This is a genomic window from Arthrobacter sp. Z5-13 (assembly GCF_056499105.1).
In genome coordinates, this window is record NZ_CP096460.1 from 2,443,636 (window position 1) to 2,467,884 (window position 24,249).

The window sequence follows — 24,249 nt, forward strand, 5'->3', positions numbered from 1 at the left end:
CCAGTCGACTCGAGCTTCAGCCAGGGAGACACATGATCAGTTCAGAAACAATAAGCGGCTACCTCACCAGGCTTGCCTCCCGCGAGCCCACCCCGGGCGGCGGGGCAGCTGCGGCTATCCATGCAGCCCAGGGGGCGGCCCTGATCGGAATGGTGGCCAGGTACACCACCGGTGCGAAATATGAGCAGCATGCCGAACTCGTGACAAGGGTCATCGCCTCTGCCGACAGGCTGGTGGCAGAGGCCCTGCGCCTCGCCGACGCTGACCAGCACGCGTTCCAAGGTGTCATCGCGGCGTACAAGCTCCCCACCGGTACTGACGATCTCAAGGCGGCCCGAACGGCATCCGTCCAGGACGCACTCATCCTGGCTGCGGAAACGCCGGCACAACTCATCCTCCTGGCCGGCGCTGTGGTGGATCTTGCCACGGAACTGTTCGAGGTGGCCAACAGCAACGTCATCAGCGACGTCGCGGCCGCCGTTGACGCAGCCCGTGCAGCTGCCACTACTGCCCGGGTGAACATCGACATCAATGTGGTTGCCATCAAGGACATCGAAGCCCGGTCGCGGCTGGCGGACCAGACCAACGGCCTTGAGGACAAAGTCATCCTGGCAGCCGACTCCCTCGCAAAGCGCGTTCGCGAAAGGATCCTGGGTTGAGCACCACACTCCTCTCCGGGCGGACCCTGGCCAGGCTCATACAGCAAAAGGCCTACGACGACGCCCGGGACCTCGAAGCCGAAGGCCTGCGCCCGACCCTTGCGGTTGTTGTGGCCACCGACGACGGCTCCACTCAGTGGTATGTCCGGTCAATCGAGCGGGCTGCAGAAAGCGCCCGCGTCAGCTGCCGGATCGTGGACCTGGGCCACGATGCGACAGCGCGGGTTTTGGCCAGTGTCCTCAAAGACCTCAGCAACGAGCCAACCGTGCACGGGATCATCCTGCAGACGCCGTTGCCACCCGGCGTTGATGCAGATGCCCTGGTTGGGCATATCGCTCCTGAAAAGGACATCGACGGCGCAAATCCTGTGAGCCTTGGCCGCCTGGCTGTCGGCCAGCCCTCGTTCGCGCCGGCCACAGCGAGGGCGGTCATCGAGATTCTTGACCACTTCGACATCCCGGTGGCGGGGCGGAACGTCGTCGTCGTCGGACGCTCTGCCGTTGTTGGAAAACCGCTGTCCCTGCTGCTGCTGGAACGCGACGCCGCGGTCACTATCTGCCACTCCAAGTCAGGGCCGTTGGAGAAATACACCAAAACGGCCGACGTCGTGATCGTCGCCGCCGGGCGCATCGGCCTGCTGAGCAGCAGCCATATTTCTTCCGAGGCTGTGGTGATCGACGTCGGCACTAACGTCCTTCCGGACGGGTCCCTTGTAGGGGACGTGGATCAGGCCAGTGTCCGGGGCGTTGCTGCGGCACTGACGCCAGTCCCGGGCGGGGTTGGATCGGTCACAACGTCCCTGCTTCTCCTGCACACGGTTGAAGCCGCGCGGGAACAGTCGCGTGCGTTAGTCCGGGAAGGGGCCGCGTAGTGTCGGGTACACGCAATCCACCGGGACGGTTGTTGCTGTGATGCCGAAGAACGGAGAGCAATGACCAAGGAAGCTGTTGCACGGGTACGCCTGGAAGTGGTTCCGTCTGCCGATCTCCTCAAGCAGCTCCCCGCGGCTTTTGACACCACAAGTTCCGTGAGCGTGACCTGTCTTCCCCACCACGGTCCCGGACGGACGGTGGAAGCGTCGGTAGACCTGGCGCGCATGGGTTTTCACACGGTTCCCCATCTCGCGGCCCGCAGCATTACCGGACAGGCAGACCTGCATTCACTGCTGTTGCGGCTGCAAAATGCGGGCGTCTCCGAGCTTTTTCTTGTAGCCGGAGATCGGCGAACGCCCGCAGGTCCCTACTCGTGGAGCGGACAACTTCTCGAGGCGGTCAAAGCGTATTCTTCCGACTTCTCCATAGGCATTGCCGGCTACCCCGAAGGCCACCCGCAAATAAGCCAGGAGCAACTCAGCAGCAGCCTGCGCACCAAAGCACCTTTTGCGTCGTCTATAGTCACCCAGATGTGCTTCTCAGCCGAGGCGATCAGCCGGTACATCAAGACAATCCGGAAGAGCGGCCTGGACTTACCCGTCTGGGTTGGAGTCCCCGGCCCGGTCTCCGTCAGGAAGCTGGTGTCCATGGGAGCACGCCTCGGAGTGGGCCGCTCACTCAAGCTTGCCCGCGGGACAGGGATAGCGGGAGCACTCGTGCGCGGGGACGACTTCCTCCGCTACGACAGCGGACGCCTGATTCGTGAGGTCCACCAGGAGTTGGGGGGCGATCCCCTCTTTGCCGGGTTCCACGTCTACACCTTCAATGACCTCGGCCGCTTGCCTGGCCTCCTGGACGGTGTGCCGGCCCTGCAGCCCGCCGCCATGCCGGCTCCGCGCAATACCGCCACTCCCCCGTTACCTCCCAAGATCTGAAGGGAAGACCCCATGGCTTCCAAAGCCCCCAAGCACAACATCGACGAGTCAGAACTGAGGGTGTCGAAGCCGAAGTCCAAGGCCGTCGGCATCCCCGCAGTCATGAACTCGCTTAAGATCTCCCTCGAGCAGATGGGTCCGCTGCGCAGCGTCCAAACCCTGCTGGCAGTCAACCAGGTGGATGGGTTCGACTGCATGGGTTGCGCCTGGCCTGAACACGAAAAGCGCAATGCGGCGGAATTCTGCGAGAACGGCGCCAAGGCAGTGGCGGAAGAAGCCACACGCCGACGCGTCACGCCTGAATTCTTCGCACAGCACTCGATTGCCGACCTGAAGAAGCGTGACGACTACTGGCTGGGTCAACAAGGCCGCCTGACTCACCCGATGCTGCTCGACGAAGGTGCCACCCACTACACGCCGATTGACTGGGATGACGCGTATCAGCTGATCGCCCAAGAGATCAGGGACATGGACCACCCGGATCAATCGGTTTTCTACACCTCCGGCAGGACATCGAATGAGGCAGCCTTCGCCTACCAGCTGCTCGTTCGGGGTATCGGGACGAACAATTTGCCCGACTGCTCAAACATGTGTCACGAATCGTCCGGCTCCGCATTGGTCGAAACCATCGGTATCGGCAAGGGCTCCGTCAGCCTCACTGATGTGGAGACGGCGTCGCTGATTATCGTGGCGGGTCAGAACCCCGGCACTAACCACCCCCGCATGCTCAGCGCGCTGGAGAAGGCAAAGAAGAATGGCGCCGTCATTGTCTCCGTAAATCCACTTCCCGAGGCCGGCCTCCTTCGGTTCGAGAATCCGCAGACTATCTCCGGCATGGTGACGGGCACGGAGTTGACTGACGATTTCCTGCAGATCCGCGCGGGGGGCGATCAGGCCCTCTTCCAGGGGCTTGGCAAGTACCTGCTCGAAGCCGAAGCCGAGGGGCGCAGGACCCCCGGGCTGAGTACCGTGCTGGACCATGAATTCATCAAGCACCACACCGTGGGGATTGACGAATACCTCCGGTACCTCGAAAAGGCCGAATGGGACGACATCGTCGAAGCCACCGGACTGACATTGGAACAGATCAGGTCCACGGGTGAACGCCTGCTGGCCTCGAGCGCAACCATCGTCTGCTGGGCCATGGGCCTGACCCAGCACAAGCACTCGGTACCCACCCTCCGTGACGTGGTCAACGTCCTGCTTCTCCAAGGCAACATCGGCAAGCCCGGAGCCGGCGTCTGCCCTGTCCGCGGCCACTCCAACGTCCAGGGTGACAGGACCATGGGCATCTTCGAAAAGATGCCGCAGGCTTTCCACGACAGGCTCGACGACGAATTCGGGTTCCACTCGCCCCGGGCCCACGGGTTCGACACCGTGGCTGCCATCCGTGCCATGCGGGACGGAAAAGTGCGCGTCTTCATCGGGATGGGCGGCAACTTCGTGCGGGCCGCCCCGGATTCGGAAGTCACGGAGCAGGCGCTGGCCAATACACGCCTGACGGTGCAGATCTCCACGAAACTCAACCACTCCCACGTATCGACCGGCCGGCGCGCCCTCATTCTTCCAACGCTGGGACGCACCGAGAAGGACACCCAGCGCACAGGTGACCAGAGAGTGACCGTGGAAGATTCCATGAGTGCGGTCCATGCCTCCCGAGGACGCCTTAAACCAGCCAGCGAGCACCTGCAGTCCGAGGTGGCCATTGTGTGCAACCTCGCTCATAAGCTGTTCACGGACAGTTCAAGCCGCCCGCTGGCCAACGCTCCCAAAGCCGACTGGCTGGCCATGCGGGACGATTATTCGGTTATCAGGAAACACATCGAGGCCGTCCTCAGCGGCTTTGAGAACTTCGAGGAACGGATCCAGAACCCCGGCGGGTTCATCCTCCCCCACCCGCCCCGCGACGCCAGGAAGTTCGATACCGCTTCAGGCAAGGCCCACTTCACAGGCAACGAACTCGAATTCATCAGAGTCCCCACGGGACGGCTGGTCCTTCAGACTCTGCGCTCCCACGACCAGTACAACACCACAATCTATGGCAAGGATGACAGGTACCGCGGCATCCACGGTGGGCGCCGCGTAGTCCTGATCAACGCTGATGACATAGCAGAGTTGGGGTTCACGGACGGGACCATGGTTCATCTCATCTCCGAATTCCAAGGGACCGAACGCCGGGCCGATAACTTCCGTATCGTGGCCTACTCGACGCCCAAGGGCTGCGCGGCGGCCTACTATCCGGAAACCAATGTCCTGGTCCCGCTTGATTCAGTGGCAGACACCAGCGGCACGCCCACCTCCAAGTCCGTCATCATCCGGCTTGAACGGGCCGAGCCGTGAGCTCCTGCTTGACTACGCAAGCAACCATGGCCAAGGGGGTGGACGGGCCCAGGGTGGAACGGGCCGTCCGTGAATACCTCCTTGCTATCGGGGAGGATCCCGACAGGCCGGGACTGGCGGACACTCCCGCCCGTGTGGCCCGCGCCGCCGCGGAAACGTTTGGCGGGCTCCACGAAGATCCCTTGGCAGTCCTCGACAGGACCTTCGACCTGGGTCACGGCGAAATGGTCATCGTCAAGGACATTCCCTTCTATTCCACCTGTGAACACCATTTGGTGCCATTCCATGGCGTGGCCCATGTAGGTTACATCCCTTCCACAGAGGGCCTTGTAACCGGACTCAGCAAGCTGGCCAGGCTGGTGGACGTGTTTGCTCGAAGGCCGCAGGTCCAGGAAAGACTTACCACCGAGGTGGTTGAGGCGCTGGTCACTGCTCTGCGTCCTTTGGGAGCAATTGTGGTGATCGAATGCGAACACCTGTGTATGTCCATGAGGGGCGTCCGTAAACCCGGGGCAAAGACCATCACCTCCGCAGTCCGGGGTGAACTCCGGCTGCCGGCGGCCCGCGCTGAAGCACTAAGCCTCATCCGCAGCCGCTAAGAAATCTCTGGACACTGCCTTGGGACTCCCCTACGATGTAACTGATATATCTTTCATGTTCATGCAAAAATATCAGTCTCCATGCATGTCCGGTACGGCGTCCGCTGACATCCTTCGTCTTCGCGAAGTATGAGGTGTCCCGTTCCCGTGAAGGGTGCTTCGGTGGTCAGAAACCTGGGGAGGTACATCGGAGCGCCACTCTCGGGCGACGGGGCATCGACAACGGTTTGCCTGACAGTGCAGGGCATTCCTCCATGGCAGGCCTGGCACCATATCCAGCACCACCCGCGTATCCAAAGGAGTATCCATGTCAGGAAATAGAGCTGTCGCCTACAAGGAACCCGGCGTCGTCGAGATCATCAATACCGACTACCCGACGTTCGAACTTAAGGATGGACCCGGCGTCAATCCGGCCAATGTCGGCCGGAAAGTCCCCCATGGCGTTGTCCTCCGCACCGTGACCACCAACATCTGCGGGTCGGACCAGCACATGGTCCGGGGCCGCACCACGGCGCCGCGGGACTTGGTCCTGGGGCACGAAATCACCGGTGAGGTGGTGGAAGTTGGTTCGGATGTCGAATTCATCAAGGTTGGCGACATCGTCTCAGTGCCATTCAACATCTCCTGCGGCCGCTGCCGTAACTGCAAGGAAGGCAAGACCGGCATCTGCCTGAACGTGAACCCCGACAGGCCAGGCAGCGCTTACGGCTACGTGGACATGGGCGGTTGGGTTGGCGGGCAGGCGGAGTACGTATTGGTCCCGTATGCAGACTGGAACCTCTTGAAGTTTCCCGACCGGGACCAGGCCCTGGAGAAAATCATGGACCTGACCATGCTCTCGGACATTTTCCCCACTGGTTTCCACGGGGCAGTCACAGCAGGAGTCGGCGTCGGCTCCACTGTCTACATCGCAGGCGCTGGTCCGGTGGGCCTCGCAGCGGCAGTCGGTGCCCAGCTGCTGGGGGCGGCAGTCGTCATTGTCGGCGACATCAACGAAGATCGCCTCGTTCAGGCCAGGTCCTTCGGATGTGAAACCGTGAACGTTTCGAAGGGTGACCCGAAGGACCAGATTGAGCAGATCCTCGGCGTGCCCGAAGTGGACTGCGGTGTGGACGCTGTCGGATTCGAAGCCCGCGGGCACGGGAGGGACGCCTCGCACGAAGCTCCTGCCACTGTGCTGAACTCCCTCATGGACATCACTGCCGCGGGTGGGGCCCTGGGCATCCCTGGACTCTATGTGACGGGTGACCCGGGAGGAATCGACGAGGCGGCACAGCACGGATCCCTCTCGCTGTCGCTGGGCACCGGATGGGCAAAGTCTTTGTCGTTCACCACCGGCCAATGCCCCGTGATGAAGTACAACCGCCAGCTGATGATGGCCATCCTGCATGACAAGGTGCAGATTGCCAAGGCAGTCAACGCCAAGGCAATCACTCTCGATGAAGCGCCGCGAGGCTACGCGGAATTCGACGCCGGCTCGGCAACTAAGTTCGTGCTGAATCCGAATGGATACGTCAAGGCGTAATAGGCCAGCTGATGGCGCCGGGGAGCGGGGCCAGCACTTTACAGTGCGATCCCCACATTCCCCGGCGCCACTTTTCAGTGCATCAATACCTTCAGAAAAGGGGCACCGTTGCTCGCCCAGGAAATCACCACCAGCCGTCGCACACCGGAGCTGTTCTCTGCCTTGCGCCCTTCCGGACCTGCCGCCCCCACGTGGTTCGAAGCGCGCCAGCTGGCTTTTGACTGCGCTGTCCCCCTCGCACCGGTGGAAATTCCGCTCTCGTCGGCAGCAGGCCGCATCTTGAACCGTGAGGTCGCTGCCCTGCAGGCGCTCCCGCATTACGACTCCTCCGCCATGGACGGCTGGGCCATTAGCGGTTCCGGTCCATGGATCCTTACCGGCAACAAAAATCTTCTGTCACCCGGGCGGGCCAGCGTCATCGCCACCGGCGGGCTGGTACCTGCCGGTGCCACGTCGATCCTCCGCAAGGAAAGCGGCGAGGTCCACCAAGACGCTGCGGGCAACACTCTCCTGCGGCTTAATGGCAACGCAAAACCTGGCGAGCCTGGACAGGGCCGCCATATCCGTCCTGCCGGCGAAGAAGCTGCCGCCGGTGAAGTGCTTATCCCGGCCGGCACAGAACTGAACCCCGGCCACCTTGCGCTCGCAGCCGTGGCCGGCCATGACAATCTGCAGGTGCAGGGCAAGCCGGTGGTCGGAATCGTACTGACCGGTTCCGAAGTAGTCACAGCGGGTGTTCCGGAACCTGGCCATGTCCGGGACGCTTTTGGTCCCCAGCTGGGCTCGGTCGTTGCCCTTCTGGGCGGCACACCGGCCGGCCCCCTGCGCGTCGGGGATTCCTACAACGAGTGGCTCGCGGCTTTGGGTGGCTCCGAAACACTTCCCGGGCCCCTGCCGGACGTGACCATAACCACGGGCGGAACCGGGCGTTCCGGGACAGATCATTTTCGCGATGCTATCGCCGCTCTCGGCGGCCGGCTGCTGCTGGATGGCATCGCCATGCGTCCCGGCCACCCGGCTGTCCTGGCCGTACTTCCGGACGGCCGCTTCGTCGTCGGACTGCCCGGCAACCCCTTGGCTGCAATGATGGCCCTCATCAGTATTGGTGCGCCACTCCTGGATGCACTGGGAGGAAGAAACCTCGCCCCCGTGGGGCAGGTTACGTCGGCCGCTGACGTTGATCCCTGCCCGGGCCGTACTCGGCTGATTCCCTGCAGGTTCATCGAGGGGTTGGCCTTTCCTGCCACGCATACCGGGCCCGGAATGATGCGTGGACTGGCCGCTGCTGACGGTGTCATGGTGGTACCCCCGTGCGGAGTCCACTCCGGCGAGCCGGTTTCTGTGCTCCCTCTCCCCTGGACGCAGTCCGACGAGACGATTCTGTCCGCAACCTACCGATACGGGAGCACAAAATGACGCGATTCTAGGTGAGAACAATGCCCGGCTCTAACGTCGTCCGGGCGCCAACGGTGAATGGATACCTGCGGCGGTTGCAACAGGGGAATTGCGGGGGTCTAACCTTAGCGGTCTAGGATCAAACGCAGAACGGGTGTTTTCAGCCTCTTGTTTGGCCACAGAAAGACGTAGGTGTGGATCATGGCCACAAATGACCTTGACGCCCAAAAAAGTGCAAACGGGCAGGCGGGCGGCGTGCAGTCCGTTGACCGTGCCCTGCAGATCCTCGAAATCCTTGCACGTGACGGACACGCGGGCGTCAGCGATATCGCGGAGGAAATGGGCGTTCACAAGTCCACCGTCTTTCGGCTGCTCGAATCCCTTGCCGGCCCTGAGATGGTCCAGCAGAACAGCGGACGCGGCAAGTATCAGCTTGGCTTCGGCATCCTTCGTCTCGCCGCCTCCATCCCTGCCCGCCTCAGCCTGGTGCGGGAGGCCAGGCCGATCCTGGAAGATCTGGCGGATGAGAGCAAGGAAACGGTGAACCTCGCAGTCCTGCGCTCAGGCTATGCCGTCAACGTCGACCAGGCGCTGGGCCCCTCCAGCCTGGCCACGCACGACTGGGTCGGCGGCCTGACACCTCTCCATGCCACGTCCAGTGGAAAGGTTTTTCTGGCAGCACTGCCCGCTGATGAGCGGCGCCGGATCCTTGACGAGGTCGGCTTGTCTGCCAGAACGCCGCGAACCATCACCAGCCGGGAAGTACTGGAAAAGCAGTTGCTGGATGTAGCCCACAAAGGGTATGCCGAGTCGAGAGACGAACTCGAGATCGGCTTGAACGCTGTTGCCGTTCCGGTCTATAACCACGTGGCCGCGGTCATTGGGTCAGTGAGCATTTCGGGACCGGCGTTCCGCTTCGACACCGAAAAGGTCCCGGAGCTGATCACGGCCCTACGTGCTGCAGGACTCAGGATCAGCGAGAAAATGGGCTACACGCAAAGGTGAGCCCACACCTTATCTGATACGGACACTGGAAGAGGCTGGCAGCTTCGCCCTGCCACGATTGCGAGCGTCTCGGTAAGTTCGGCCCTCATCCGCCAATTGCTTATTACGCAACAGCTATCATCTTATGCAACAGGGTGAGCCATGTCATCCCTGCCGTCAAGATGTGCTTAGCGCTTCAGAAATGTCTTGACATTGAGTGTGACGAGGGGCACTCTGTTGCTTAGCGCGAATCCTGTTGATCCATACGGAACGTCCTGCAGGTTCCGGACCACAGCATTCGTCAACCTGATCCCCGCCCAGACCATGAGAGGCAACATGCACAAGGCCTGCCCACTCAGTGAGCTCGCGCCAGGGGAGGCGCTCCGGCTTGATTCGGCCATGCCGATTGCCGTTTTCATTTTGAGGTCGAAGTCCTGGACGGCGACATCATGGTCATCAAATCCAAGGAAGCCCCCAACCTTCCTCCCGGCCTGACAGTCAACGGCCACATCTGAAACACGCAGTCCATGACTCCCAAGAAAAGGACAAAATCATGGCTATAAACAGCGACACAAAACCCCCCAAGAAACCTCCCGTCAGCGAAGCCGACGCGGAAAGCTTAATAATCGAGGAATCGGTTTCAAGCGACGGTGTCGAAGCAGTTGTCCTCATTCCTGAGGATGGAACTTCCAGCACGTTGCCGGATTCAGAAGAGTACGACCAGATCCTGGAAGAGCTCCGCCACGCCAAAACCGAACAGGCCGTTTCGGCACGCCGGAAGACCAAACTGACCCTCGATAAAGTCACCTTCGGGATCACGGGCGCCATCGCCGTCGCCTTCGTGATCTGGGGATTTGTTGGCCGGGACAGTCTCTCCGCGTCCTCCACGGGTGCCCTGAACTGGGTTATGGAATACACAGGATGGCTGTTCATGGTCCTGGCCTCCCTCTTCGTCATCTTTGTCCTCTGGCTTGCCCTGGGGAAGTTCGGCAACATCCCGCTCGGCAAGGACGGCGAGAAGCCCGAATTCCGCACCGTCTCCTGGGTGGCGATGATGTTTGCCGCGGGCATGGGCATCGGGCTCATGTTCTACGGCGTGGCCGAGCCTCTCTACCACTACGTTTCGCCCCCGCCTGGAACCGTTGACGGCAGCACCCCGGCTGCCATCCAGACTGCAATGGCCACCTCAATCTTCCACTGGACGCTGCACCCCTGGGCCATGTACGCCGTCGTGGGCATAGCGATGGCCTATGGAACCTACCGGCTGGGCCGCAAACAGCTGATCTCCGCCGCCTTCACGTCCCTGTTCGGCATCCGCGTGGTTGAAGGTCCGATCGGCAAGTTCATCAACATCCTTGCCATCTTCGCTACACTCTTCGGCACTGCGGCATCACTGGGCCTCGGCGCCCTGCAGATCGGCAGCGGCATGACGTCCAACGGCTGGGTAGGCGAAATCGGCACTCCCGTGCTCGTTGCCATCGTGGCCGTCCTCACCACCTGTTTCGTAGCCTCCGCGGTTTCCGGCATCAGCCGCGGAATCCAGTGGCTCTCCAACATCAACATGGTCCTGGCCGTGATCCTGGCTCTGATCGTCTTCGTGGCAGGACCCACCCTTTTCATTCTCAATCTGCTCCCCGCCGCGGTGGGCGATTACGCGAGGGACCTCGCGGAGATGTCTTCCCGGACCGAAGCCGTCGGCGACGAGTCTCTGCGCAGCTGGATGTCCGGCTGGACCATCTTCTACTGGGCCTGGTGGGTATCCTGGACCCCCTTCGTTGGCATGTTCATTGCCCGCATCAGCCGCGGACGCACCATTCGTCAGTTTGTCACCGGTGTGCTGCTGGTGCCCAGCGTCGTCAGCGTGATCTGGTTCGGCATTTTCGGCGGCACCGCATTCCACGTGCAGCAGGAAGCCGACAAGGCCGGCACTCCCGGCCTTGTCACCATGGTCGACGGCGTCCCGTCCGTTAGCTTCGACGGTGCCCTTTTCGATCTGATCAAGAACCTGGGCATGCCCGCCTGGGCCGTCGCGGCAGTCATCGTCCTGGCGATGGTCCTGGTGGGGATCTTCTTTATCACCGGCGCAGATGCAGCTTCCATCGTGATGGGATCGCTCAGCTCCAACGGCGCCGAAGAACCCCGCCGGGGAGTGGTCATTTTCTGGGGCACGCTCACCGGGGCCGTCGCCGCCGTCATGCTTCTCGCCGGCGGAGACGTACCGTCAGAGGCCCTGTCAGGGCTCCAACGCATCACCATCGTGGCCGCTCTTCCCTTCGTGGTGGTGATGTTGCTGCTCTGCTTCGCCCTGGTCAAGGACCTTCGCCGCGACCCGCTGGCGCTCCGGCAACGGCTGGCCACCAACGTGATGGAACGTGCGATCCGTACGGGCGTGGAGCAACACGGCCACGTCCAGTTCGACCTCGTGACCAGGCACGAATCCCACGAAGGCTGCCCGGACGGGACACCCTCCCACGGGAACAGCTCAACCAACTAGATACGGTGGCCGAAGATCCTGGCCGTCCGCGGCCAGGATCGTCGGCCGCCCCCTGTCCTCCTGCCTTTAGAAGAACGGAATCAAATGCACGCTTCCCAGCAAAAAGAAAAGGTCCTTCACATATCAGGTGACGGCAATGGCTCGGTCACCGTCAGCCTCGAAACCGACGAACCCGTTACAGTCCGCCTGGAAATCGATTCCAAGTGCAGCTGCCATGGGGACGGCCGTGCGGTCAGCAGCCCGGGATCGTATATCGATACCGAAGTACTCGGCTAAACGAACCAGCACCCCTCCCCGGTGTTATCCCGGCGCCCCGCAGGATTTCCTGCGGGGCGCTTGCATGTCCAATTACGGAGTCGGGACCGCCTGCCCACGGGACCAAGGTGGTGCCCGCCAAACAGTGGTGCCAAACGCCCGCCCGGGGCAGACTGGGGCTGTGAGTGAACCTTGGGTGCTGCATGTGGATCTTGACCAGTTCATCGCAGCTGTCGAAGTGCTCCGTCGGCCTGAGCTTGCGGGTAAGGCAGTTATCGTTGGCGGCCGCGGCGATCCGACCGAAAGGGCGGTAGTGTCCACGGCGTCGTACGAAGCAAGGAAGTATGGCGTCGGCTCGGGAATGCCGCTACGCATCGCCGCGCGGAAAGTGCCTGACGCCGTCATCCTGCCCGTGGACGCTGAAACTTACCTCGCCGCGTCTGAAAAAGTCATGGAAGTGCTCCGTTCCCAACCCGGCGCTACGGTCCAGGTGCTCGGCTGGGATGAAGCGTTCGTTGGTGTGCGGGCGGAGGATCCGGAGGCTTACGCCCGGCGACTGCAGCAAGCCGTCCTTGAGGAGACCCGGTTGCACTGCAGTGTCGGCATCGGTGACACCCTGGTCCGCGCCAAGGTTGCGACGACGTTCGGCAAGCCGGCCGGCGTCTTCCGGCTCACTGATGCTAACTGGCTGGACGTTATGGGGAGCCGGCCCACAGTCGAGCTGTGGGGCGTGGGGACCAGAGTGTCACGCCGTCTTGCCACGCTCGGCATCGAGACTGTGGCCCAGCTTGCAGCGTCCAACCCCGCTGATCTTGTCCCCGAGTTCGGCCCGAAGATGGGCCCCTGGTATGCGCAGCTCGGGCGGGGTGACGGCGCCCGGACAGTCGATGACACGCCCTGGGTGGCACGCGGGCACAGCCGGGAAACCACCTTCCAGCGGGATCTAACTGAAACGGGGCAGATTGACGACGCCGTCAGGGAGTTAGCGAGGCAGGTCCTCCAGGATGTCGCGGCGGAAGGGCGGCCGGTGATCGGTCTGACACTCAAAGTCCGCTACGCCCCGTTCTTCACCAAGACCTACGGCCGGAAGATCCCCGAGACATCGGACCCGGCAGAAGTGCTCGCACGCACCCTGGACCTTGCAGCGAAGATCGAGCCGGATCGCCCCATACGCCTCCTGGGGCTGCGGGCCGAAATGCCGATGCCCGACGACTCAAGGCAAGGGCATACGCCGACCCGCAGCGGCTGGTGAACGACGGCGGCAGACCCCTACGATCTGGTGCTTCCTAGGTGCTGTTTGCGGACAGTTGGGCCATCCGGGGTGGTTGGAGCGGGCGTGTCGCGTGGCCTTGGAGGTCCTGGAGACGCGAGCGGGCCGTACCCTCAATGAGGGTACGGCCCGTTAGCCGAGCGTGAGGTCAGGCGACGATCAGTCGAAGCCGTGGCAGTAGACCTTGCGGATGGTTTCGGTGACATCCCAGCGGCCCGACCAGCCCTTGGGCTGCACCACCACGTCGCCGGCAGTGACCTCGTAGACGTTGCCTGTGGGCCCATCCGTGACGGTCACGCGGCCGCTAACGATGTAGCAGAGCTCGGTGTCCTCGCGAGGGGTTATGTCCCAGCCGCCGGGCTGGCACTCCCAGACTCCGGTCTTGACCTCGGTGTCGAACTTCAGGATTGCCGTCTTGGGGTCACCTGAGTCGTAGCCGGCGCGGTAGCCGTTGGGCTCCAGCTCGCCCTGAACCTCAGCTGCAGGGACGTACACGTATGGACGCATGGTTTTCCTTCCAGTGGTTGTGAATTGTTGACAATCCTACCCTATTGGATCAGTACGCGTCTATCCCATTTCTGGCGATGAGGGTCTCAAGCCTGTGGGTTTTACCCACAGGACCCCTCAAGGCCACAAATCGTTGACACCTCTCAACATCAGGCGTATTGTCGACAATCGACGCACCACCCTAAAAGTCTCGTCGACAATCGACGACCATCTTCACCGAAGGAAACTAATGGCATTTGAATTCGAGACCAAGCCCAAATTCGTTACGTTCGACATGAACGGAACGCTGATCAAGTTCGCTATCAGCGATGCCCTGCGCGAGGTCTTGGGCGACCGGCTGCCGGCCGAGCTTGCCGATGAGTACCTGCAGGCCTGCAAGGCATACCGCATTGACGAGTGCATGGGCGAATACAAGCCGTTCCGCCAGATCGTCGCCAACTCCATGGAACGCGCCTCAAACAGGCTCGGCATTGAGTACCGTGAAGCTGATGCCCAGGCCGTCTACGAGACTGTGACCACCTGGGGCCCGTACCCGGGTGTCACCGAGGCACTGAACCGCCTGGCCGAGGAAATCCCGCTGGTCATCATCACCAACAGCGACACCGCTGACGCTGCGCTCCTCGCAGCGAACCTCAAGGCCCCCTTCGCACACATCATCAGCGCCGAGGAGATGGGCATGTACAAGCCGCGGCTCGGTGCGTTTGAGTACATGTTCGACAAGCTCAGCGTGACACCGGATGAGATCGTCCACGTCTCCGCAAGCCCGATGTACGACCTCCGCAGCGCCGCCATCCTGGGCATCAAGAACAAGGTGTACGTGGACCGCGGCTTCGAGCAGGACGAGCACTGGCTCGGCTACGAGCGGATCACCGACATCGCCGAACTCCCCGTCCTCTTCGGCCTGCCGCGTCCCGCTGCCTCCTAAGGGAGATCCGGTTACAGATGAGTCTGCCACTATCTCAAACCGTAAAGGGCGCTTCGGCTTTGGACCGGCTCGGGGCCCTCGGCCTGGAGCTACCGGTCCTTGCTGATAACGCGTACTACGTGGACCACCGGGCGGTGGATTCCAGCATCCATATCTCGGGCCAGCTGCCGTTCAAGGATGGCGTGCTGCTGGGTCAAGGGACTGTGGGCCGGGACGTGGACCTGGAGTCTGCGCGGGAGCTCGCCCGCCATTGCGCGCTCAATTGCCTCGCTGCCGCTGTGCAGGCGGTGGGCGACCTGGACCGGGTTCGCATCGTGCAGATGCTGGTCTTCGTGGCCAGCACTCCGGACTTCGGACTGCAGTCGCGGGTGGCCAACGCAGCGAGTGAACTGCTCATCGAGGTGTTGGGCGAGAACGGACGGCATGCACGCACCGCGATCGGTGTCGCCGGGCTGCCGCTGAACACGCCGGTAGAGATCCAGATGATCTGCACGGCAGTTTAGTAACAGGCACGACGGCGGCAACGTGCGGCGATGTTGTTCGGGACCCGCTGCAGCGGGTCCCGAACAATCAGCATCCGAGGAAGCCAGCACCGCGGTCCTCGATTCATAAACAGAATTACAAGGAGTACAGCGTGAACCGCATTCAATCAGCACTCGAGGCTCTCCTCGAGCGGATCGACACCCCCTCACCGATCGTGCTGGCCGACGTGATGCAGGAGAACATCGACCGCATGCAGGCCTTCGGCGACGCCCAGAACCTCGACGTCAGGCCACACGTCAAGACGCACAAGTGCGTCGAAATCGGCCGGCGCCAGATCAAGGCCGGGGCGGTCGGAATCACCGCAGGCAACGTCGGTGAGGCCGATGTCTTCGCCGCCGCCGGGTTCGAGGACATCTTCATCGCCTACCCGGTCTGGACAGCCGGAACGAAAGGGCCACGCATCCGCAAACTCGCCGAAACCACCCGGCTGCGGGTCGGCGCCGACAACGTCGCGGCAATCAATGCCCTCGCCGACGCGATGGAGGACGAACCTGGACTGCTGCAGGTGGTCATTGAGGTTGACTGCGGTGCCCGTCGTTCCGGCGCTGCTCCCGAGGCCGCAGGTGACCTCGCCCTGGCCGCACGCAATCGCGGCCTGGTTCCAGTGGGTGTGTTCACCTATCCGGGCCACGGCAGCGCCGGTCCGGACGCCCGCAAGCGCGCCGCTGAGGACCAGGATGCCGCGCTAATTACTGCCGTGCGCAGCCTCACCGCAGCCGGGATCACCCCCGAGGTGGTCAGCGCCGGTTCCACACCCACCGTGGAATTCGCCACCAACAGCGTCATCACCGAAATCCGTCCCGGCGAGTACGTGTTCAACGACCTCAACAACACCAGGCTCGGGGCCTGCACCGAGGACCAGATCGCACTGTTCGTCGCCGGCACCGTGGTCAGCGACTGGGTCCCGGATCAGGTCATCCTCGACATCGGCACCAAAGCCCTCGGCCGGGAAGGCAACCCCGAGATCGGCTACGGCAGCATTGCCGGCACGAACGCCGTCCTGTCCAAGCTCAACGAATACCACGGCTTCCTCCCCTTGCCCGGCAGAGACTTCCGCCCCGGCATCGGGACAGTGCTTCCAGTGGTGCCCAACCACGTCTGCCCCATCGTCGTGAACTTCGAGGAATACATCGTCACCGACAGCACCGGCACAACGCTGGAACGGTGGCCGGTCGACGCCCGCGGATTCCTCAACTGACCACCCCGAACTAAACACCACGAAGGAAATGTCTGACATGAGACTTGATAAGACCACCGCCCTGGTCACCGGCGCCAACAGCGGAATCGGGGATGCAGTTTGTTCCCAATTCCGCAACGAAGGCGCCCGCCTGCTGCTGACCGGCCGCAGGGAGCAGCTGGACAACGCGCAGCCCAAGGATGTGTATGTCCCCGGAGACCTCAATGACGAGGCATTCGTCGAAAGCCTCGCACGTCAGGCCGCCGAATCCTTCGGGACCGTGGACGTCGTCGTCCTTAACCACGGCCTGCAGGTCAGCGGCCCGCTCACTGAGATGGCGTACGAGGACGCGAAGAACGTCCTCCACAGCAACCTGCTGAGCTCGTTCCTGGTGATGAAGCACTTCGCGCCGCTGATGCCCGCTACGGGAGGCTCGTTCGTCCTCGTCAGTTCCCGGTTGGGCATGGTCGGCAAGCCAGATGAAGTTCTGTACTCCGCGGCCAAGGGCGGCCTGATCATGTTGGCGAAGGGCGCCGCAATCGAATGGGCCTCACGCAACATCCGTGTGAACGTCGTCGCACCGGGTCTGACCGCGACCCCGATCATCGAAGCATCGTTCCAGCGCAGGGAGGACCCCGAGGCCTACCGCGCCCAGCGCGAGGGCCAGATCCCGCTCCAGCGCCTGGCCACCCCCGAAGAAATCGCCGACGCCATCCTCTTCATGGCATCCAAGGAATCGTCCTACATCACCGGAGCGGTCCTGCCCGTCGACGGCGGATACACCGCCGCCTGAACACCACAACCGCTCCCACACTCAAAGGACAAGTCATGACAAACCTCGCAGCAACACCCCGAAACGGAGAACTCGGCTTTTGGATGGCCGGGCTCGCCGACAGCAGGCCAACCTACCCCCGCTTCACCGGTCAGGATTCCGTAGACCTGGCAATTGTCGGTGGCGGCTACACCGGTCTGTGGGCTGCGTACTTCGCCAAGAAACTCGAACCCTCACTGAAGGTCGCGGTATTCGAGGCAGAACAGATCGGCTACGGGGCCTCCGGACGAAACGGCGGCTGGCTCTCAGCAATGCCCCCAGGAAACCGGGCCACCTTCGCTCGCGCCTCGGGCGGCGGGATCGACGCAAGCCGGGCGTTGCAGCAGGAGTTTGTCGCCGGCGTTGATGCCGTCCTGGATATTCTCAAGGCAGAGGGCATCGACGCCGATCAGAACAAGGGCGGCGCGCTCGTAGCTGCCCACACCAGGGCGGGGTTGGGCCGGCTGGTAGCCAGGCGTGACGCCGACTGGAAGTACGGGCTGAGCGAAGACGATGTCTACCTGCTGGACCGGGAGGAGTTCCAGAGCAAGATCAACGTCTCCACTGTCCACGGCGGGCTCTTCTACAAGCATTGCGCGCGGATGAATCCGGCGAAACTTGTCTACGGTCTCGCTGAGACCCTGACCTCCATGGGGGTGAGCATCTACGAAGGCAGCCGGGTAGGGAGCGTCGAGAACAAGACCCTCACTGTGAACAACGGGCGGGTGACCGCGGCCAAAACGTTCATCTGCACCGAAGGGTATTCCGGAGAACTGCTTGGCAGCAGGTCCCTGATACCGATCAATTCCTCAATGATCGTCACCAAGCCGCTCTCGGAGGAGGCCTGGCAGCAGATTGGCTGGGACGGGCTGCAGTGCCTCAGCGACTCCGCGCACACCTTCATCTACTCGCAGCGGACAGCGGACGGCCGTATCACCATGGGCGGCCGGGGCATGCCCTACCGCTTTGGCTCCGGCACAGGAGGTGATGGTTCAACACCACAGTCCACGATTGACCTGATCTCTACCAAGCTCCGCTCCTTCTTCCCTGGTATCCAATTCGAAGTGGACCATGCCTGGTCCGGAGTCCTCGGCGTTACCCGTGACTGGAACGGCGGTGTGCACTGGGACAAGGCATCCGCAATCGGATCATCCACCGGCTACGCAGGACACGGCGTCACCGCGGCCTACGTCGGCGGCAGAACCCTCGCGGAACTGGCCTTCGAAAAGGAATCAGAAAGGACCGCTCTCCCGTGGGTCGGCTACCGAGCACGTAAATGGGAACCCGAACCCATCCGCTGGCTCGGCGTCCACGGCATGTACCGGCTCTTCGGCCTTGCCGATCAATGGGAAGAACGCCGGGACTCCACCAAAACCTCACTCCTGGCAAAATTCGGCAGCAGACTCGCCGGACTGCACGAATAACCATCGCACCACCCTTCACCCCCAACCCCTTAGAAGGAACACCATGAAGACCACAAACAAGATCCAGACGGCGGCCGCGGGGCTTGCTGTCCTGCTGGCCCTGACTGCCTGTGGCGGCGCGGCCACCGGGACTCCGGCCACGGACCTGTCCAAGACCCAGAACACCCGTGACATCTCAGAAGGCGTCCAGCCCGACGCCGCCGCTGTCACACTGCTGCCCGAGTCCTTCAAAACCAAAGGCGAAATCACCGTCGCAATGGACCTCAGCTCCCCGCCCATGACCTTCCTCGCCGAAGACAACCAAACCCCCATCGGCCTCAACCCCGACCTCGCCCGCCTCGTCGCCAAAAAACTCGGCCTGAAACTAAAGTTCGAAAACACCGCCTTCGACACCATCATTCCCGGCATCGACGGCGGCCGCTACGACTTCACAGCCACCACCATGTCCGCCACCGAAGAACGCCTCAAGGTCCTGGACATGATCAACTACCTCAAAGGCGGCTCCGCCGTAGCAGTAGCCAAGGACAACCCCCTCAAACTCACCAACGAGACCCTCTGCGGCAAGAACATCGGCGTCACCAAAGGCTCCACCCAGCAACTCAAGCACCTGCCCAACGTCTCCAAATGGACCTGCGAGGAAAAGGGCCAGCCCGCCATCAACGGCATCACACTGCCCAACGTCCAGGAAGCCCTCACCCAACTCGACTCCAAGCGCATCGACGGCGTCTTCTACGACGCCAGCGCCCTGGCCTGGGCCAACGAACAACAGCCCAACCACTTCCACATCCTCGAACCCAGGATGGACACCCGCACCAACACCAACGTCGCCATGGGCCTCAAAAAAGGATCACCCCTGACCCCGGCCCTGCAAAAAGCCATCCAGTCCGTCCTCGAAACCCCCAAATACAAGAAAGCCCTCGAGTACTGGGGCCTCAGCGAATCAGCCATCACCGAAGCAACGATCCGCTAACAGCCGCCCATTCACTAAACAACTACCGAAAGAAGCAAACCCGACATGGAACAGGTGCTCTAAACATGGACGGAAAACTGGCAGTCATCGGACTGGGCAGCATCGGAAGCATGGCACTCTGGCAGGCCTCCCGCCTGTCCGACTCCGTCGTCGGGTTCGAAGCCCAGGTACCCGCTCACGGCCGTAGCGCCGTGGGCGGGGACACCCGGCTCTTTCGCATGATCTACCGTGGACTGCCTGACCTCTACCCCATCCTGGAGCGTTCGCGGGATCTTTGGGCTGAACTGGAAGCAGAAACAGGACAGGACATCCTGATCCGCTGCGGCGGCCTGTCCATAGGGGTCAAAGACGGCCCCTACCTCTCGGCCCTGCTGGAAACCACAACGGCCAACGGCGCGGAACACGAAGTGCTCAGCCGCCAGGAGATGGCCGAACGCTACCCGCAGCACAACCTCGGCCCTGACGACATCGCCGTCTACGATCCGAACGCAGGGGTCCTGCGCACCGACCGCGCAGTCATCGCTGCCGTCGCTGCTGCGGAGGCCAACGGCGCAACGATCCACACCAACACCCCGATCGACAGCATCACCGAAACCGCGGACGGCGTCGTCATCACCTCGGGTGATAAGTCCTGGACCTTCGAGAAGGTCATCGTCTCCTCCGGTGGCTGGTCCCAGCGCCTCATGCCTGATTATCTAAAGGCGCACACGGAAACGCGCAGGGTCATCCTGACCTGGTTCGTTGCCCGGGACGAAGCCGAGTTCGGCCCGGAAAGGTTCCCTACTTTCAGCCGGATCTCCGGGGACCGCGCAATGTACGGGGCACCCGCCGTCGACGGGGTCACAGTCAAAGCCACCTTGGACGGCCGCGGCAGCCCAACCCCTCTAGCTGACGCAGTACCGAGGGAACTGACCTCCGCAGAAATCACGGAGACCACAGAAACGATCTCCGAATTCCTGCCTGGTCTTAACCCGACGATCGTCCGCTCCGATGCCTTCCCGGAGCTCTACACCGAGGACCGGAACCCGCTGCTGGGCTGGTTCAGCGAGTCAAGCAGAATTTACGGCGCCACAGGTTTCTCCGGCGGAGGGTTCAAAAATGCCACCGGCTACGGCCACATTGCCGCCTACGAAGCCCTTGGCAAGGGGACCGTCGATGGTCTGGATTTCGTCAGGCCCGAACGCTTCAAAACGAGCTAGACCAACCTGCAGCCACAACGAGCTGCACTATGAAGAAAGCGTGAGATGAGTGGGATGTCAGTGGTGGCACCAGAAGAACTGTTTGCCCTGGAGGAAAAGCCCACAGCACAGCTGATCGCTGATCATCTGCGTGAACAAATCGTCCAGGGATCCATCCGCTCCGGGCAACAGATCAATGAATACGTCCTGGCGAGCCAGCTGAACATGTCCAGAAGCCCGGTCAGGGAAGCAGTACAGCGCTTGTGCCAGGAAGGGATCCTCGTCTATCGGCGCAATCACGGAGTGTTCGTCTCCCAAATTGAGAGGCATGACCTGAGAGAGATCTACAAGGTTCGTGAGTCCGTCGAATCCGCTGCGGCCGGCAGGCTGTTGGATGGCAGCCCCCGGCACATCAAAGCCACCCGTGACGCACTCCAGGAGATTGTGGGTGAGATGGCCAGGCAGGTGACCACTTCCCACCAGCCGACAATGGCACGCCTTGAGCTCCAGTTCCACTCTGCCCTCGTTGCCGGCGCGGGGAATTCCCGTTTCATCCGTATCTACAAGACTCTGGCGGCAGAATCCAGAATGTGCAGCCTCGACCTGGATTGCTCTCATGCACGAATGGAGGTGTTGTTGGACGAACACCAGAACATCGTGGATCTACTCAAGGCACGCGACAGGGAAGGTCTCCTCAAGGCCATCAGGCGGCATATGCAGACAGCCATCGATGAACTTGCCCCAACTCAGCAGCCTGGAGAGCCTAACCCTTAGGTTGAGGCCAAAGCGGTATAATCGACAATCGACAAGAGGGGGAATGATGGACGGCAAGTTCAAGTGGCAGGAACAGCGGACGACCACGCCGGACGGCGTGTACCGCGTGCTGCGTACAGCCATCCTGGACGGAAGTGTGCCTCCGGGGGAACAGCTGCGCGAGACACACATTGCGGCCGATCTCGGAATCAGTCGATCCCCGCTGCGTGAGGCGCTAACCAAGCTGGAGGAGGAAGGGCTGGTCGTGAAGATCCCCTTCCGGGGATCTTTCGTTGTAGAGGTGAGTGCCCGCGACGTCGCCGAGATCGCAGCAATCCGTTTACTCGTGGAGCCTTACGCTGCCGAACTCTCGGCTCCAACTTTGCGCGGCGCTGAACAGCTTCGGCTGAAGCAAACCATCGAGGAACTTTACCGCGCCACGGACACGCACGATATCCCGGCCAGCGTTGACGCTCACCTCCGCTTCCACAGGCTTTTCTACGAATTCTCGGGAAACTCAGCCCTGCAGGCTCTTTGGAACGGTTGGGAAAACAAGCTGCGTCTCTACTTTGCCGTCGATCACCCTACTTACAGCGATCTCCATGAAATCGCCGTTGAACACGAGAGGCTGGCTGCGCTTGCCTTGGACGGCGATTTCGATGCCTTCCGCCAGGAGATGGGCGGCCAGTTCCGCAACGCGCTCAGCGCTGAAAGTCCACAGCAAACGTAGCCTGGCGTCCGGCGTCGAGAGCGCTCGGCTTCTTCGTAAACTCCACAGGGGTGTCTTCCATCTGGAAGGCACCCCTTGTCATATACCGCCATATCGCCGTTATTGCGAATCATTCTTGATAAGCTTGGAGCACACCCCACCCCCTGCACTAAGGATCCGTCATGTTCTCCGCCCTCCCAGCAGGCAGCAACAGATGAGGCCGACGGCGGTGCGAAAGTTGCGCCTCAAACGCACCCGGCGCCCTGTAAGAGTTGAGCCTGCGCCGCAGCTACTGCTGGCCAGCCCGCTTATCTTCAACATCGGCTTCTTTGCTGTTGTTCCGTTTCTCGCGGTCGCTATGCGGAACGACTTCGGCATGGGCGCGATGGCCATTGGAATCGTCCTGGGTGCGCGCACGTTCGCCCAGCAGGGCATGTTCCTTTTCGGCGGGGTGATCGCGGACCGGTGGGGAGCGCGGCAGTCGATGATCGCCGGCTGCCTGGTGCGGATTACCGGATTCCTGACGCTGGCCTGGGCCTCAGACTTCCCGTTGTTTTTGATCGGTGCCGTGGTTACGGGCATTGGCGGGGCCCTGTTTACACCCGCCCTTCAAAGCCTCGTGGCGGCTGCCTCCCAGGGCGGCGCGACTCGGAAGGCGGAAGCCGGGGAAGGTGGAACAAAAGAGGACACCGCTCGCAACAGCAAGGGCAAGCAGCACAACAGATCATCGCTTTTTGCCTTGGTGGTGGTATTCGGGGAGATAGGCACGGTTGTGGGCCCACTGCTTGGATCCCTGCTGCTCCATACCGGCTTTGATACCGCCCTCCTGGCAGGGTCCGCCGTCTTCGCGGTCATGGCGCTGGTCTTTTGGCTGTTCATCCCCAAACCCCAAATCCAGGAACCCAAAACCTCAACCGCATTGGCCGGCCATCCACAGACGTCCGGCCTGTGGTCCTGCCTCAGGGAGAAAAGGTTCATCGGATTCGCTGCGTTTTACAGTGTCAATCTCCTGGCGGCCAACCAACTCTACTTCGGCCTTCCCGTAGAACTGGAACGCAGCGGCGCCGGTGTCCAGGCCCTGGCGATCGTCTTTGCCTACGCGTCAGTCCTGACGATCACTCTTCAATGGCCCGTTGCGCGGCTGATGCGCAAAGCCGGACCCAAAACAGCGCTCCCCCTCGGCTTTGCCCTCCAGTCCACGGGCTTCGCTTCCGTCGCTGCGTTGGCGATCATCCCACCGCCAGCCGATTTGCCGATGCTGCCCGCCCTCGTGCTGGTGACAGGCCTCGCCCTCGGCAACATGTGCGTGACGCCCATAGCGATGGGACTGGTACTCGAGTTTTCCGCCGGACGTCCCACCGGGGCCTACTACGGGCTGCTCGCCAGCGCGGGAGGGCTCGCCGTCGTCATCGGAAACACCGCTCTGGCCCCACTGTACGAACTCGCCTACACGCCCTCAATCACGGCAGCCGCTCCGTGGCTCCTTCTGTCCCTGCTCGGAGCGATAACGGCAACGTTCATCCGCAAATTCGTTCCCAAATTGCCCTCCCCCGCCGCAATGACTCAGGACCTTCCGGATGCATGCCCGATGCAGAACGGCGTCCAAGGCCTGGCTTCAAGACGGCCCTCCGGAATGTCAGCACCACACACTGCACAGAGTCCATAACTGCCATCAGCAATCCGGGCAAGAGCTGCCTCGATCTGCTCCAATCCGGTCCGGCTTTGCTCCAAGAGTGCAGTGGCCTGGGAGAGCTCGAAAGCGATGGTGCTGCCTTCGGGATCATGCTCGTCGTCGACATTGGAGTTCTGCCGGGCGGCATTCACCGAACCGATGTCCCGGCGGAGTGCCTTTAGGAGGGCATGTTTTTGGTCCCGTTCTTCCTCGAGAAGGGCCCGGAAACGTGCCACATCGACCATGCCCGC

23 protein-coding genes are annotated in these 24,249 nt (G+C 62.1%); 21 read left to right on the forward strand and 2 right to left on the reverse strand.

The window, feature by feature from the left end; translation table 11 throughout:
• The first annotated feature begins 32 nt into the window (after nt 1-32).
• The 11 genes from M1E02_RS11650 to M1E02_RS11700 all read left to right on the forward strand — a co-directional run bounded on the left by M1E02_RS11650 (nt 33) and on the right by M1E02_RS11700 (nt 13,311).
• Entirely contained in the window at nt 33-659 is a 627-nt protein-coding gene (locus tag M1E02_RS11650) for a cyclodeaminase/cyclohydrolase family protein (protein WP_479374428.1), read from the forward strand.
• Entirely contained in the window at nt 656-1,531 is an 876-nt protein-coding gene (locus tag M1E02_RS11655) for a bifunctional 5,10-methylenetetrahydrofolate dehydrogenase/5,10-methenyltetrahydrofolate cyclohydrolase (RefSeq protein ID WP_479374429.1), read from the forward strand. The genes M1E02_RS11650 and M1E02_RS11655 overlap by 4 nt, the downstream gene beginning before the upstream one ends.
• A 60-nt stretch (nt 1,532-1,591) precedes the next feature.
• Entirely contained in the window at nt 1,592-2,467 is an 876-nt protein-coding gene (locus tag M1E02_RS11660; RefSeq protein ID WP_479374430.1) for a methylenetetrahydrofolate reductase, read from the forward strand.
• Nucleotides 2,468-2,479: 12 nt separating this feature from the next.
• Nucleotides 2,480-4,807, forward strand: coding sequence for an FdhF/YdeP family oxidoreductase (locus M1E02_RS11665; protein ID WP_479374431.1), 2,328 nt, complete (start codon nt 2,480-2,482; stop codon nt 4,805-4,807).
• A 26-nt stretch (nt 4,808-4,833) separates the two neighbouring features.
• Complete coding sequence (gene folE / locus M1E02_RS11670) at nt 4,834-5,406, forward strand: GTP cyclohydrolase I FolE (RefSeq protein ID WP_479378139.1); 573 nt, start codon at nt 4,834-4,836, stop codon at nt 5,404-5,406.
• A gap of 307 nt (nt 5,407-5,713) precedes the next feature.
• Nucleotides 5,714-6,931 carry a formaldehyde dehydrogenase, glutathione-independent gene (gene fdhA / locus M1E02_RS11675; protein WP_479374432.1) on the forward strand — a complete coding sequence of 406 codons (1,218 nt, stop codon included), beginning with the start codon at nt 5,714-5,716 and terminating at the stop codon, nt 6,929-6,931.
• A 123-nt stretch (nt 6,932-7,054) separates the two neighbouring features.
• Nucleotides 7,055-8,347 carry a molybdopterin molybdotransferase MoeA gene (locus M1E02_RS11680; protein ID WP_479378140.1) on the forward strand — a complete coding sequence of 431 codons (1,293 nt, stop codon included), beginning with the start codon at nt 7,055-7,057 and terminating at the stop codon, nt 8,345-8,347.
• Between the two features lie 180 nt (nt 8,348-8,527).
• Entirely contained in the window at nt 8,528-9,331 is an 804-nt protein-coding gene (locus M1E02_RS11685; protein WP_479374433.1) for an IclR family transcriptional regulator, read from the forward strand.
• 532 nt (nt 9,332-9,863) lie between these two features.
• The gene (locus M1E02_RS11690) at nt 9,864-11,804 is read left to right on the forward strand and encodes a BCCT family transporter (RefSeq protein WP_479374434.1); all 1,941 of its coding nucleotides are present in this window, start codon (nt 9,864-9,866) and stop codon (nt 11,802-11,804) included.
• Nucleotides 11,805-11,888: 84 nt separating this feature from the next.
• The gene (locus M1E02_RS11695) at nt 11,889-12,080 is read left to right on the forward strand and encodes a hypothetical protein (RefSeq protein WP_479374435.1); all 192 of its coding nucleotides are present in this window, start codon (nt 11,889-11,891) and stop codon (nt 12,078-12,080) included.
• A gap of 160 nt (nt 12,081-12,240) precedes the next feature.
• A complete protein-coding gene (locus tag M1E02_RS11700) occupies nt 12,241-13,311 on the forward strand; it encodes a DNA polymerase IV (RefSeq protein ID WP_479374436.1) in 1,071 nt (356 codons plus the stop codon).
• 177 nt (nt 13,312-13,488) lie between these two features.
• Here M1E02_RS11700 and M1E02_RS11705 read toward each other — a convergent pair whose 3' ends face one another.
• Nucleotides 13,489-13,836 carry a cupin domain-containing protein gene (locus M1E02_RS11705; RefSeq protein ID WP_479374437.1) on the reverse strand — a complete coding sequence of 116 codons (348 nt, stop codon included), beginning with the start codon at nt 13,834-13,836 and terminating at the stop codon, nt 13,489-13,491.
• 229 nt (nt 13,837-14,065) lie between these two features.
• On the opposite strand from M1E02_RS11705, the gene M1E02_RS11710 reads away from it, so the two are divergent.
• The 10 genes from M1E02_RS11710 (at nt 14,066) to M1E02_RS11755 (ending at nt 23,992) form a co-directional block, all read left to right on the forward strand.
• Nucleotides 14,066-14,761 carry a haloacid dehalogenase type II gene (locus M1E02_RS11710; protein WP_479374438.1) on the forward strand — a complete coding sequence of 232 codons (696 nt, stop codon included), beginning with the start codon at nt 14,066-14,068 and terminating at the stop codon, nt 14,759-14,761.
• Nucleotides 14,762-14,778: 17 nt separating this feature from the next.
• Complete coding sequence (locus M1E02_RS11715; protein ID WP_479374439.1) at nt 14,779-15,264, forward strand: RidA family protein; 486 nt, start codon at nt 14,779-14,781, stop codon at nt 15,262-15,264.
• Between the two features lie 131 nt (nt 15,265-15,395).
• The gene (locus M1E02_RS11720) at nt 15,396-16,502 is read left to right on the forward strand and encodes an alanine racemase (RefSeq protein WP_479374440.1); all 1,107 of its coding nucleotides are present in this window, start codon (nt 15,396-15,398) and stop codon (nt 16,500-16,502) included.
• Between the two features lie 37 nt (nt 16,503-16,539).
• Nucleotides 16,540-17,274 carry an SDR family NAD(P)-dependent oxidoreductase gene (locus M1E02_RS11725; protein WP_479374441.1) on the forward strand — a complete coding sequence of 245 codons (735 nt, stop codon included), beginning with the start codon at nt 16,540-16,542 and terminating at the stop codon, nt 17,272-17,274.
• Between the two features lie 35 nt (nt 17,275-17,309).
• A complete protein-coding gene (locus tag M1E02_RS11730; protein WP_479374442.1) occupies nt 17,310-18,716 on the forward strand; it encodes an NAD(P)/FAD-dependent oxidoreductase in 1,407 nt (468 codons plus the stop codon).
• 43 nt (nt 18,717-18,759) lie between these two features.
• Nucleotides 18,760-19,686 carry an ABC transporter substrate-binding protein gene (locus M1E02_RS11735; RefSeq protein WP_479374443.1) on the forward strand — a complete coding sequence of 309 codons (927 nt, stop codon included), beginning with the start codon at nt 18,760-18,762 and terminating at the stop codon, nt 19,684-19,686.
• 65 nt (nt 19,687-19,751) lie between these two features.
• Nucleotides 19,752-20,885 carry an FAD-dependent oxidoreductase gene (locus tag M1E02_RS11740; RefSeq protein WP_479374444.1) on the forward strand — a complete coding sequence of 378 codons (1,134 nt, stop codon included), beginning with the start codon at nt 19,752-19,754 and terminating at the stop codon, nt 20,883-20,885.
• A gap of 45 nt (nt 20,886-20,930) precedes the next feature.
• A complete protein-coding gene (locus M1E02_RS11745) occupies nt 20,931-21,638 on the forward strand; it encodes a GntR family transcriptional regulator (RefSeq protein ID WP_479374445.1) in 708 nt (235 codons plus the stop codon).
• Between the two features lie 43 nt (nt 21,639-21,681).
• Entirely contained in the window at nt 21,682-22,347 is a 666-nt protein-coding gene (locus M1E02_RS11750) for a GntR family transcriptional regulator (RefSeq protein ID WP_479374446.1), read from the forward strand.
• A 208-nt stretch (nt 22,348-22,555) separates the two neighbouring features.
• On the forward strand, nt 22,556-23,992 hold the full coding sequence (locus M1E02_RS11755; RefSeq protein ID WP_479374447.1) for an MFS transporter: 1,437 nt from the start codon (nt 22,556-22,558) through the stop codon (nt 23,990-23,992).
• Here the strand turns inward: M1E02_RS11755 and M1E02_RS11760 are convergent.
• Nucleotides 23,890-24,243 (reverse strand): TraR/DksA family transcriptional regulator, encoded by a 354-nt coding sequence (locus M1E02_RS11760; RefSeq protein WP_479374448.1) that lies wholly within the window; start codon nt 24,241-24,243, stop codon nt 23,890-23,892. The genes M1E02_RS11755 and M1E02_RS11760 overlap by 103 nt on opposite strands.
• Nucleotides 24,244-24,249: the final 6 nt, after the last annotated feature.